This is a genomic window from Pseudomonas sp. GL_090, assembly GCF_057837765.1.
The window spans coordinates 1,409,253-1,421,020 of the sequence record NZ_CM174452.1 but is presented as its reverse complement, the minus strand read 5'-3'; the positions used below and the strand labels follow the sequence as shown (position 1 = coordinate 1,421,020).

The window sequence follows — 11,768 nt, the reverse complement described above, 5'->3', positions numbered from 1 at the left end:
TCACCAGAATTTATCCCCACTCAATCAGGTAGCACTGTGACGAAAGACGAACTGCGCGCGGAACTAGAGCGCCAGGAACAACGTTACAAGGAAGTTTACGGCGGAGAAGTCACCACTTACGCCGCTCAACCCGAACCGGAACGCAAACCCTGGCGTAAACGCGCCACCGTTCAGGATCAGGTTTTCCAGCAGGAACTTCAAAAAATGGAAAAGGAACTCAAAGCCGAAGAGCCGTGACTGCTTCGGCCTGATCCTTACAAAGGCCTGCCTCTGCACCCGTTAAAAGCGGGATGTATTGATGCTGCCTTTCGCGCCCGCTACGAGCGGGCAGCGGCCATCACCGTCGCCGAATCCGACAGATTTCCGGTATCTGACCTATTTCTCAGATTTTTCTCACAGCCATTCAAGCCCCTCTTACCGGGCCGCGAAGGTTTTGTGACAGCCTCTTTTTTTAATTAAATCAATGACTTAAAAAACACAGCAAAACCGTGGGTTTTCAGGTGCTGCGGCAAAAAAATTCGTTGAAGAATGTTACCGATGAGCAGCTAGTGCATTGATTAGCAGTCTTTTCTGGCATAATCGCGCCCCCTTATGACCGGGTCAGAAAACCTTCATGATCGATTTATTCAGCGGACTGGATGCTTGGGTGCTTGTGAGCCTCTTGCTCGCCCTGGCCTTTGTCCTCGCCTTCGAGTTCATCAACGGCTTTCATGACACCGCTAACGCGGTGGCGACCGTTATCTACACCAAAGCCATGCCGCCTCATCTGGCGGTGTTTTTCTCCGGTGTGTTCAACTTCCTCGGCGTACTGCTGGGCGGGGTCGGCGTGGCGTATGCCATCGTCCACCTGCTGCCGGTGGAACTGCTGATCAATGTGAACACCGGTCACGGGCTGGCCATGGTGTTCTCGTTGCTCGCCGCCGCCATTACCTGGAACCTGGGCACCTGGTACTTCGGTATCCCCGCGTCCAGCTCCCACACGCTGATCGGTTCGATCCTCGGTGTCGGCCTGGCCAACGCCCTGATCAACGATATTCCGCTGGCTGACGGTGTGAACTGGCAGAAAGCGATCGATATCGGCGCCTCGCTGGTGTTCTCGCCAATGGCCGGCTTCCTGATCGCCGCGTTGATCCTGATCGGCCTTAAATGGTGGCGTCCGCTGTCGAAGATGCACAAGACGCCGGAACAGCGCCGCAAGATCGACGACAAGAAACACCCGCCATTCTGGAATCGCCTGGTACTGGTGATCTCGGCCATGGCCGTGAGTTTCGTGCACGGCTCCAACGATGGCCAGAAAGGTATCGGCCTGATCATGCTGGTCCTGATCGGTATCGTGCCAGCGCAGTTCGTCCTCGACCTGAACAGTACGACCTATCAGATCGAGCGGACTCGCGACGCCACGCTGCACCTGAGCCAGTTCTACCAGCGTAACTCTGAAACCCTGGGTGAGTTCCTGGCCCTGGGCAAGAGCGTGGAAGGCGATCTGCCGGAGAAATTCCGTTGCAACCCGCAACAGACCGAACCGACCATCACTGCCCTGCTCGGCACCCTCAAGGGTGTAGCCGACTACCACTCGCTGCCGTCGGAAAGCCGCATCGAAGTACGTCGCTACCTGCTCTGCCTGGACGACACGGCGAAGAAAGTCAGCAAGTTGCCAACGCTCGGGGCCCGTGAAAAGGCTGACCTGGACAAGTTGCGCAAGGACCTGACCACCACCACCGAATACGCTCCTTTCTGGGTGATCCTGGCGGTTGCACTGGCCTTGGGCCTGGGCACCATGGTCGGCTGGAAACGCGTGGTACTGACCATTGGCGAGAAGATCGGCAAGCAAGGCATGACCTACTCCCAGGGCATGTCGGCGCAGATCACCACCGCCACCCTGATCGGCATGGCCAACATCTTCAGCCTGCCGGTTTCCACCACCCACGTGCTGTCCTCGGGCGTGGCGGGCACCATGGTCGCCAACAAAAGCGGCCTGCAAAGCGGCACCGTCAGAACCATCCTGCTGGCCTGGGTATTGACCCTGCCAGCCACCGTGGCCCTGTCGGCCGGGTTGTTCTGGCTGGCCTCGAAGGCCCTTGGCAGCTGATAAGCAGCCAAACCCAAAAAGGCGCGCTCCGCAAGGAACGCGCCTTTTTATTGCTGCCAATCGCAAAAAATCACTGTAGGAGCGAGCTCTGCTCGCGATGACCGCAAGGACAACGCGTACATTCAGGCAGCCCGCGTCATCGTTGGCGTCCATCGCGAGCAGAGCTCGCTCCTACAGGGTTACGTGTTTACCGATAGTTTTTCGCAGGCAAAAAAAAGGGCAACCGAAGTTGCCCAAAATGCCTTGCGTGCTCATTACATCCAGAAAGAACTACGGTTATTTCCGCTTGTGCGAATCCTTCCAGATAAAAAGTCCGAACCCTGCAAAAAATACAAACATGAGGCTGACAGTCAGCACCCCGGCGATCACCACGTTGTCGAAAAACATGACGCGTCTCCTGTACCTGCCCTGTTGCGATAGGGCTAAGTTAACCAAACGGACAGGAGAGAATATTGACCGGGATCAATGTCGCCCGAGACTGGGCAAGAGGAAGGGAGAAGTTTGACCCGCATCAATGAATGCGGGGGATTTCAGCGCTTTTTCGGTTTGCTCTTCGGCTTTTTTTTGGCTTTGCCCAACGGCATGGCCTGCTCGAACGCCTGGCGAACTTCATTGAGTCGCTTGTCATTGAGGTCATGAACACGCTTGGCGCGTTCAGCATTGAGGTCAATCAGTTTGTCGTCTTGGCTCATGGCGGTCAGTGCATCGCTTGAAATGAGTGTCAGCCGCCGTAGCGTTCGGCAACCCTGCGCCAATAATGCGGCCTGACGGCCGTGCTGACCAGCCTGCGCTCAAATCTCGATATCGACCCACAGCCCCTGCCGTGGCTGATCTGTCATCAGTGGCGCCACCGGCACGGTGTTGTCGGCATTGAGCTCATCCCCGGGAATCGCCAGGTGAGACTCGGCGTCATCATCAGCCTCGCGGCGACGTCGTTCCTGCTCCTGCTTGCGGCGCTGCTCCTCGCGCAGCACCAACCCGTCCTCTTCGGGATTGCGCTTTTGCAGGTCGATGGTGCTTTCACTGGAGCTTTCCTGCACCGGCACCACCGGAGGAATATCCGGACGCTGGCGGATCGGGTCGGTCTGTGAAGTGATCGGCACGGCACTCAAGGGGAGCATCGGTGGCAGCATGTTTTCAGTCTCCTGTCAGCAGGCTGTCGGCTGCGGGGATGGCGACTTGAGCCATCGGTCGCAAACTGTGACTCATTTGGCACTCATTAGTGCACCGGGCGGCGCGTCATTCACAGGTGGGCTAACGTATGACTGTGAGTTTTTCTGAGAGTCCTTTGGCCCTGAAGCCCTCATTCCGTTAAGATAGCCCGCTTTTTCAGGTGGGAGTCAGGCAGCATGGCGCAGCAGTATCAACCGGGGCAACGCTGGATCAGTGACAGCGAAGCCGAGCTGGGTTTAGGCACCGTTCTGGCACAGGACGGCCGCTTGTTGACCGTGCTCTATCCGGCCACTGGCGAGACTCGCCAGTACGCGCTAAGGAATGCGCCCCTCACCCGCGTGCGGTTTTCGCCCGGTGACTCCATCACTCACTTCGAAGGCTGGAAGCTGACCGTTCGCGAAGTCGACGACGTCGATGGCCTGCTGGTTTACCACGGCCTCAACGGGCAGAACGAAGTGGTCACCCTGCCGGAAACCCAGCTGTCGAACTTCATCCAGTTCCGTCTGGCCAGCGACCGCTTGTTCGCCGGGCAGATCGACCCGCTGGCCTGGTTCTCCCTGCGTTACAACACGCTCGAACACACCAGTCGCCAGTTGCAATCCGCACTCTGGGGCCTGGGCGGCGTGCGTGCGCAACCGATCGCGCACCAGTTGCACATCGCCCGCGAAGTCGCCGACCGCATTGCACCGCGGGTTCTGCTGGCGGACGAAGTGGGCCTGGGCAAAACCATCGAAGCCGGTTTGGTGATCCATCGCCAGTTGCTCTCGGGCCGCGCCAACCGCGTGCTGATCCTGGTTCCGGAGAACCTGCAGCACCAGTGGCTGGTAGAGATGCGCCGCCGCTTCAACCTGCAGGTCGCGCTGTTCGACGAAGAGCGCTTCATCGAAAGCGATGCCAGCAACCCCTTCGAAGACACCCAGCTCGCGCTGGTCGCGCTTGAATGGCTGGTGGACGACGAAAAAGCCCAGGACGCGCTGTTCGCGGCGGGCTGGGACTTGATGGTGGTCGACGAAGCTCACCACCTGGTGTGGCACGAAGATCAGGTCAGCCCCGAGTATTCCCTGGTCGAGCAACTCGCCGAAACCATTCCCGGCGTGTTGCTGTTGACCGCCACCCCGGAACAACTGGGCCAGGACAGCCACTTCGCCCGTCTGCGCCTGCTCGACCCGAACCGCTTCCACGACCTGCAAGCCTTCCGCGCCGAGAGCGAAAACTATCGCCCCGTGGCTGAAGCCGTTCAGGAATTACTGGACAAGGGGCGCCTGTCGCCGCAAGCCCACAAGACCATTCACGGCTTCCTCGGCAACGAAGGCGAAGCCCTGCTGGCCGCCGTCAACGATGGCGACACCGAAGCCAGCGCGCGCCTGGTGCGCGAGCTGCTGGACCGCCACGGCACCGGCCGCGTGCTGTTCCGTAACACCCGCGCCGCCGTGCAGGGGTTCCCGGAGCGCAAGCTGCACCCGTACCCGCTGCCGTGCCCGGACGAATACCTCGAACTGCCGTTGGGCGATCACGCCGAGTTGTACCCGGAAGTCAGCTTCCAGGCCCAACCGGACGCCAGTGAAGAAGAACGCTGGTGGAAGTTCGACCCGCGCGTCGAGTGGCTGATCGACCAGCTGAAGATGCTCAAGCGCACCAAAGTACTGGTGATCTGCGCCCACGCCGAAACCGCCATGGACCTGGAAGACGCCCTGCGCGTGCGTTCCGGCATCCCGGCCACGGTGTTCCACGAAGGCATGAACATCCTCGAGCGTGACCGCGCCGCCGCCTACTTCGCCGACGAAGAGTTTGGCGCGCAAGTGCTGATCTGCTCGGAAATCGGCAGTGAAGGCCGCAATTTCCAGTTCTCCCATCACCTGGTGCTGTTCGACCTGCCGTCCCACCCGGACCTGCTGGAACAACGCATCGGTCGTCTGGACCGGATCGGCCAGAAGCACATCATCGAGCTGCACGTACCGTACCTGGAAACCAGCCCGCAAGAGCGCCTGTTCCAGTGGTACCACGAAGCGCTGAACGCATTCCTCAATACCTGCCCGACCGGCAACGCCTTGCAGCACCAGTTCGGCCCGCGCCTGCTGCCGCTGCTCGAAGAAGCCGACGATGGCGAGTGGCAAGCGCTGATCGACGAAGCCCGCACCGAGCGTGAGCGTCTTGAGGCTGAGTTACACACCGGCCGTGACCGTTTGCTGGAGCTGAACTCCGGTGGCGCGGGTGAAGGCGACGCGTTGGTTGAAGAAATCCTTGAACAAGACGATCAGTTCGCCTTGCCGATCTACATGGAAACCCTGTTCGACGCCTTCGGCATCGATAGCGAAGACCATTCGGAAAACGCGCTGATCCTCAAGCCGAGCGAAAAAATGCTCGACGCCAGCTTCCCGCTGGGCGACGACGAAGGCGTGACCATCACTTACGACCGTAACCAGGCGCTGTCTCGCGAAGACATGCAGTTCATCACTTGGGAACACCCGATGGTTCAGGGCGGCATGGACCTGGTGCTGTCCGGTTCCATGGGCAACACCGCCGTGGCGTTGATCAAGAACAAGGCGCTGAAACCTGGCACCGTGTTGCTGGAACTGCTGTATGTCAGCGAAGTGGTTGCTCCGCGCTCGCTGCAACTGGGCCGCTACCTGCCGCCGGCCGCCCTGCGCTGCCTGCTGGACACCAACGGCAACGACCTGTCGGCCCGCGTGTCGTTCGAGACCTTGAACGACCAGCTCGAAAGCGTACCGCGTGCCAGCGCCAACAAGTTCATCCAGGCCCAGCGTGACCAACTGACGCCACGGATCAACGCCGGAGAAGCGAAGATCCTGCCGCGCCACACAGAACGCGTCGCCGAGGCGCAGCGTCGCCTGGCCGCCGATACCGACGAAGAACTGGCGCGCCTGACCGCCTTGCAAGCGGTCAACCCGACCGTGCGCGACAGCGAACTGGTGGCCCTGCGCAAACAACGCGAGCAAGGTCTGGCCATGCTCGACAAGGCTGCGCTGCGACTGGAAGCGATTCGGGTGTTGGTGGCGGGTTAAGTCCCCTGCTCCACCCTGCTTAAAAAGAAGGCCCGCAGTGATGCGGGCCTTCTTTTTATCTGACTTTTGTGGTGATGCCGATGGCCTCATCGCTAGCAGGCTAGCTCCCACAGGGGTTGTGTTCACACTGGAGATCCAATGTGGGAGCCAGCCTGCTGGCAATAGCAATCATGCAGTCGCCGCTGCAACCTCTGGCTCGACCACGCCAACCAACCCTGCCTTCATCCGCTTGGTATCGCGCACGAAACACCGCGAAGCCAGGAACAGAAACACCACGGTGAACAACAGTGCCACCGGAATCAGGTACATCGCATCGTGCAGACCGACGGCCTTGAACGCTTCAGTCATCTGTTCGGCACCCGCCGCGAGCATCGCCGTGTGGGCGAAGTGATCGGACAACGCGCCGACCACTACCGGCCCAAGACCACCGCCCAACAGATACAACCCGGCGAAGAACAACGCCATGGCAGTCGCCCGCAGACGCGGCTCGACTACATCCTGAATCGCCGTATAAACGCAGGTATAGAAGTTGTAGGCGAACAGCCAACCCAGACCGAACACGGCGACGAAAATACCGATCTCGATTCGCCCGGAATGCAACGCCCAAGCAGTACAAACCGTCGAAATGACCAGGCTGAAGGCGGCAAACAACAGCCTCCCGTTGGCGACCCGCTGGTGAATCTTGTCCGCAATCCAGCCTCCGAGGGTCAGGCCGACCAACCCGGTCACACCGACAATAACCCCGGTGGCGACCGCGGCATCCTGCAACGGCATGAGGAAGTAGCGTTGCAGCATCGGCACCAGAAACGAGTTGCAGGCATAAGTGGCGAAGTTGAAACACAGGCCGGCCATCACCAGCCACAGGAAGGTTGGCACAGCCAGTACCCGCCGGATCGGCCGATCGATCTTTTCCTGCGAGACCTGAACGCTCTCGGCGGCGCCGCGCTTGGGTTCCTTGATGAAAAACATGAAGATCGCCAGGATCAGCCCGGGCACCGCCGCGATAAAGAACGGCGCGCGCCAGCTATCGAAGGCCTTGACCATCGCGCCAATGGTGAAGAACGCCAGCAACAGCCCCAATGGCAGCCCCAACATGAAGATCCCCATGGCCCGCGCCCGGCGGTGAGCCGGAAACAAGTCGCCGATCAGCGAGTTGGCGGCTGGCGCGTAGCTGGCCTCGCCAATGCCGATGCCCATGCGCACGATCAGGAAGCTCCAGAAACTGCCCACCATGCCGTTGACGGCGGTCAACCCGCTCCACACCGCCAGCCCCCAGCCCATCAGTTTGCTCCTCGAACCGGTATCGGCCATGCGCCCCAGCGGCAAGCCGGCAATGGCGTAGACGATGGTGAATGCCGTCCCGATGATCCCCAACTGGAAATCACTGAGGTGCCATTCCATGCGAATAGGCTCGATGATGATGGCCGGGATGGTGCGGTCGAAAAAATTGAACAGGTTGGCCAGGAACAACAGGAACAGAATGCGCCAGGCATTGGCCGCTTGGGTCGAGTTCTGCATGGGTCCGTCTCTTTTATTGTTTTTGGGGCGTCACTGCCCCCGGACTTTGCAATCTAGACAGGCCGACCGCACCTGTCTTTCATTATTCGCCAGGCTGATACCAACCCATGGGACGCAACCTGTAGGAGCTTTCACAGGGCCGGTATTTCGCAGTCCGTCCGACCGATGAAAAATACCTTTGAGCCCCCCTTCCCAAGCCGTTGGCGAAGCCTAGAATAGCGGCCTTGTTTCCCCCCCTGTGTCTCCACTCCTCCTTAGATAATCGCCCATGTCCGAAGCCAGTCCGTGTCTGAATTGCGGTGCCTGCTGTTCTCATTTTCGCGTGTCATTTTTCTGGGGTGAATGCGCCTCGTCCGGGGGGACGGTACCCGATGAGCTTGTCGAGCAGATCAGCCCCAGTCGGGTCGCGATGCTCGGCACCGGCTGTAAACCCGTGCGTTGCACCAGCCTGGTCGGAGACGTAGGCAGTACGGTGCAATGCTCGATTTACGAAAAGCGCTCCAGTACCTGCCGGGAATTCGACGCTTCCTGGGTCGATGGCCTGGCCAATCCCGATTGCGACGCGGCCCGTGCCGCTTTTGGCTTGCCGGCCCTGCAACCCGCGTTCGAGATGCCTAAGAAGCAAATCGCCTGAGCATTAGCACTAATCGCTATCAGGCTAATGTCAAAATGTTTGGCACCAATGTGCCACTACGGCTTGCGCTCCATCCATGCCCTCTATACTCCAAGGCATTCGCCGGCGCTCATTGCAACGGCCTGAGGGATAACGATGGGGCATGCTATGGAGTGGCTTGGTTTGCATTTCATTACCGAGCTACCAGAGAGCGGGCAGGTCATACTCAATTGCACACATGACCCTTTTCTGGTGCTGCTGGCTTATCTGGTTGCCTGTGTCGGCAGTTTCGCGACACTGGACATGGCCGAACGGGTTGCTCACGCTGAAAAATCCGCGTCCAAGACACTCTGGCGCTGGGTGGGCAGCGGATGCCTGGCCGGCGGTATCTGGGCCATGCACTTCGTCGGGATGCTGGCCTTCCAGGCGCCTGTCGATCTTCACTACCAACTGCCTGTCACGCTGTTCTCGCTGATCATCGCGCTGCTCGCCGCGTGGCTGGCAATGCATACCCTCAGCCTCCCTGATTTGAGTTTGCAGCGGTGTCTCAAGGCATCGATCGGGATCGGCCTGGGTATCGCGACCATGCATTACGTGGGCATGACGGCCATGCACTCCAATGCCACGGTCTACTACCATCCGGGCCTGTTCGCCCTTTCCATCGCGATCGCGATCGGGGCCGCGCTGGCCGCCTTGCTGCTGGCATGGTATCTGCGCGATGGCGCCGGCATGCTGCATCAGCTCTTCAAATACAGCGCCAGCCTGTTACTCGGGACTGGCATCCTCAGTATGCACCTCACGGCCATGGCCGCCTTCAACCTGGTGCTGCCCAGCGACAGCCTGCCAGCGCAAACCGGCGAAAACAGCCAACTGCAACTGGCACTGACCGTGGCGGTCATGACCCTGCTGATCATCGGTAGCAGCATCAGCGCGGCGTTGGCGGACAAGAAACTGCAACGCAAGGACCACGACCTGCAACGGGTCAACTCCCTGCTCAGCCAACTGGACCAGGCGCGCATGTCGCTGCAACAGGTGGCGCACTACGACGCGCTGACCAACCTGCTCAACCGCCGGGGGTTCAACCAGATCTTCGCCGAAAAACTCATCGAGAAATCCAACAAAGGCGGGATGCTCGCGGTCATGTTCCTGGACATCGACCATTTCAAGCGGATCAACGACAGCCTTGGCCACGATGCCGGTGACGAACTGCTCAAAGTGCTGGCCGGGCACATCAAGAGCTCGGTTCGCAGTCACGAGGATGTGGTCGCGCGCTTCGGTGGCGACGAGTTCTGCCTGCTCATTGACCTGCGTGATCGTGAAGAGGCGCGCAATATGGCCCAACGCATCATGCTGAAAATGAAGGAGCCCATCGAGTTGGGCGGCAGGCGCATGGTCATGACCACCAGCATCGGCATCAGCCTGTTCCCGGAAGACGGCAAGACCTGTGAGGAGCTGTTGAAGAACGCCGACCTGGCGCTGTATCAGTCCAAGGGCGGCGGTCGCAACGGGCTGAACTTTTTCAGCGCCAACCTGAAAACCCGCGCCACACTCGAGCTGCAACTGGAAGAAGAGTTGCGCCACGCCCTGCGTGAAGACACTGGCCTGATACTCTATTACCAGCCGATCTATGACCTCAAGACCGGTCAGGTCAGCAAGCTCGAAGCCTTGATCCGCTGGCAACACCCGGTCCACGGTTTCCTCGTGCCGGATCGTTTTATCGCCATCGCCGAGGCCAACGGCCTGATCGCCGAGCTGGACAACTGGGTGTTGCGCAAGGCCTGCGAGGACTTGGGCGAGTTGTCGCGCCAAGGCTGTGAAGACCTGAAGATCGCCGTGAACTGCTCGCCCCTGAACCTGGCGCGCGAAGAACTGGCCGATGAAATCGAGTACGCATTGCGGGCCTCCGGTGTGGAGCCCCACCGTCTGGAACTGGAGGTCACCGAAAACGCCTTGATGGGCAATATCGCCAACACCCTGGTGCTGATGCGGCAGATCCGCGCCCTCGGCGTTTCGCTGTCGATCGATGACTTCGGCACCGGCTATTCATCCCTGGCCTACCTCAAGCGCTTGCCGCTGAATACGCTGAAAATCGACCGTTCGTTCATCCAGGACATACCCAAGGCGACCCAGGACATGGAAATCGTCCAAGCGATCATCGTCATGGCCCATACCCTGCACCTTCAAGTGGTCACCGAAGGAGTCGAAACCTTCGAGCAATACCAATTTCTGGAAAACCACGGCTGTGACTTCGTTCAGGGCTATCTGCTCAGCCGGCCGGTGCCGCTGGCCGAATTGCTTCCGGTGCTGAACGAAATCAACCAGCGCAAGCACGCCTGCACCGTCACGACGCTGAGTCTGGCTCACGGTACATCTGCACTAATGTAGACGGGTCCTTTTCAAGGAAACCCTGACTCCCATGCAGGCGCATCAACTGCGCGGCCAGACCGCTGATCGGTGTCGCCGAGCCTTGCTCACGGGAAAACTTCACCGCTGCATCCAGATCCTTGAGCAACGTGCGTACGTGCCACTTGACCGGTTCGAAACGGTTTTCAGCCATCTGCGGGGCCAGGAACTGCAACGGTTTCGAATCGGCAAAGCCGCCGGCCAGCGCTTCGGCGATCAGGCTGGCATCAACCCCGGAACGTTCCGCCAGCGCGACCACTTCGGCAATCACCAATGCATTGCAGGCAACGATCATCTGATTGCACGCCTTGGTCACCTGGCCTGCCCCGACGCCGCCCATGTGCGTCACACGCTGCCCCAGGTTCAACAGCACAGGCCGGACCCGCTCCAGATCCTGTACTTCACCGCCGACCATGATTGCCAGGCTTCCAGCCTCGGCACCGACCACGCCACCGGACACCGGTGTGTCGAGCCAGCCCATGCCGGTTTCAGCGGCGAGATCCGCGGCCATTTCCCGCGTGGCGTTGGGCTCCAGGCTGGAGAAGTCCACCAGCAACTGACCCTTTTTTGCTCCTTCCACAATGCCTGCCGGACCAAACACAACCTCGCGTACGACCGACGTATCCGCCAGGCACAGCATGACCACGTCTGCGTGCTGGCACAGTTCGGCCGGGCTGGCGACCTGGCGTGCGCCGGCCTCCACCAGCGCCTTGCACTTGTCCGGATTGCGATTCCATACCGCCAGCTGATAACCCGCGGCCAGCAGGCGTCGGCACATCGGCAGCCCCATCAGGCCGATCCCGGCAAACCCTAGCGAAGGTAGCGTTGACATCATTTTGCCTCCTTTTGATTAAAGATCACCGAATATTGGCCGATTCAACATGACTCAGGAAAGGATTCACTCCGAGCAATGCTCAGGCTAAAGACCAAGGCATGGTCCAAGTACGCG

General features: G+C 59.9%; 10 protein-coding genes. 5 read left to right on the top strand and 5 right to left on the bottom strand.

The window, feature by feature from the left end; translation table 11 throughout:
• Window positions 1-36: 36 nt before the first annotated feature.
• On the top strand, window positions 37-237 hold the full coding sequence (locus AC3ITA_RS06245) for a hypothetical protein (RefSeq protein WP_007986337.1): 201 nt from the start codon (window positions 37-39) through the stop codon (window positions 235-237).
• Window positions 238-613: 376 nt separating this feature from the next.
• Window positions 614-2,089, top strand: coding sequence for an inorganic phosphate transporter (locus AC3ITA_RS06240; RefSeq protein ID WP_095945395.1), 1,476 nt, complete (start codon window positions 614-616; stop codon window positions 2,087-2,089).
• A gap of 276 nt (window positions 2,090-2,365) precedes the next feature.
• Here the strand turns inward: AC3ITA_RS06240 and ccoM are convergent, their stop codons facing one another.
• The 3 genes from ccoM to AC3ITA_RS06225 form a co-directional block, all read right to left on the bottom strand.
• Window positions 2,366-2,476 carry a cytochrome c oxidase subunit CcoM gene (gene ccoM / locus AC3ITA_RS06235; RefSeq protein ID WP_007976669.1) on the bottom strand — a complete coding sequence of 37 codons (111 nt, stop codon included), beginning with the start codon at window positions 2,474-2,476 and terminating at the stop codon, window positions 2,366-2,368.
• A gap of 143 nt (window positions 2,477-2,619) precedes the next feature.
• A complete protein-coding gene (locus AC3ITA_RS06230) occupies window positions 2,620-2,781 on the bottom strand; it encodes a hypothetical protein (RefSeq protein ID WP_095945394.1) in 162 nt (53 codons plus the stop codon).
• A 99-nt stretch (window positions 2,782-2,880) separates the two neighbouring features.
• Entirely contained in the window at window positions 2,881-3,222 is a 342-nt protein-coding gene (locus AC3ITA_RS06225) for an aspartate-semialdehyde dehydrogenase (protein ID WP_095945393.1), read from the bottom strand.
• Between the two features lie 216 nt (window positions 3,223-3,438).
• On the opposite strand from AC3ITA_RS06225, the gene rapA reads away from it, so the two are divergent.
• On the top strand, window positions 3,439-6,285 hold the full coding sequence (rapA, locus tag AC3ITA_RS06220) for an RNA polymerase-associated protein RapA (protein WP_095945392.1): 2,847 nt from the start codon (window positions 3,439-3,441) through the stop codon (window positions 6,283-6,285).
• A 168-nt stretch (window positions 6,286-6,453) separates the two neighbouring features.
• On the opposite strand, the gene AC3ITA_RS06215 is transcribed toward rapA, so the two are convergent.
• The gene (locus AC3ITA_RS06215) at window positions 6,454-7,803 is read right to left on the bottom strand and encodes a spinster family MFS transporter (protein ID WP_489279764.1); all 1,350 of its coding nucleotides are present in this window, start codon (window positions 7,801-7,803) and stop codon (window positions 6,454-6,456) included.
• 268 nt (window positions 7,804-8,071) lie between these two features.
• Here AC3ITA_RS06215 and AC3ITA_RS06210 point away from each other — a divergent pair, with 268 nt between their 5' ends.
• Together AC3ITA_RS06210 and AC3ITA_RS06205 are read left to right on the top strand one after the other, a co-directional pair.
• Window positions 8,072-8,437 carry a YkgJ family cysteine cluster protein gene (locus AC3ITA_RS06210; protein WP_095945390.1) on the top strand — a complete coding sequence of 122 codons (366 nt, stop codon included), beginning with the start codon at window positions 8,072-8,074 and terminating at the stop codon, window positions 8,435-8,437.
• A 147-nt stretch (window positions 8,438-8,584) separates the two neighbouring features.
• On the top strand, window positions 8,585-10,801 hold the full coding sequence (locus AC3ITA_RS06205) for a putative bifunctional diguanylate cyclase/phosphodiesterase (RefSeq protein ID WP_305887007.1): 2,217 nt from the start codon (window positions 8,585-8,587) through the stop codon (window positions 10,799-10,801).
• Here AC3ITA_RS06205 and AC3ITA_RS06200 read toward each other — a convergent pair.
• Window positions 10,758-11,654: an NAD(P)-dependent oxidoreductase gene (locus AC3ITA_RS06200; protein WP_150673125.1), complete on the bottom strand. Its 897-nt coding sequence runs from the start codon at window positions 11,652-11,654 to the stop codon at window positions 10,758-10,760. The two genes, AC3ITA_RS06205 and AC3ITA_RS06200, sit on opposite strands and share 44 nt — an antisense overlap.
• Window positions 11,655-11,768: the final 114 nt, after the last annotated feature.

Coding starts and splice junctions, on each gene's coding strand:
- AC3ITA_RS06210 (WP_095945390.1), top strand. CDS start 8,072: ATGTCCGAAGCCAGTCCGTGTCTGAATTGCGGTGCCTGCTGTTCTCAT.
- AC3ITA_RS06225 (WP_095945393.1), bottom strand. CDS start 3,222: ATGCTGCCACCGATGCTCCCCTTGAGTGCCGTGCCGATCACTTCACAG.
- AC3ITA_RS06240 (WP_095945395.1), top strand. CDS start 614: ATGATCGATTTATTCAGCGGACTGGATGCTTGGGTGCTTGTGAGCCTC.
- rapA (WP_095945392.1), top strand. CDS start 3,439: ATGGCGCAGCAGTATCAACCGGGGCAACGCTGGATCAGTGACAGCGAA.
- AC3ITA_RS06200 (WP_150673125.1), bottom strand. CDS start 11,654: ATGATGTCAACGCTACCTTCGCTAGGGTTTGCCGGGATCGGCCTGATG.
- ccoM (WP_007976669.1), bottom strand. CDS start 2,476: ATGTTTTTCGACAACGTGGTGATCGCCGGGGTGCTGACTGTCAGCCTC.
- AC3ITA_RS06230 (WP_095945394.1), bottom strand. CDS start 2,781: ATGAGCCAAGACGACAAACTGATTGACCTCAATGCTGAACGCGCCAAG.
- AC3ITA_RS06215 (WP_489279764.1), bottom strand. CDS start 7,803: ATGCAGAACTCGACCCAAGCGGCCAATGCCTGGCGCATTCTGTTCCTG.
- AC3ITA_RS06205 (WP_305887007.1), top strand. CDS start 8,585: ATGGAGTGGCTTGGTTTGCATTTCATTACCGAGCTACCAGAGAGCGGG.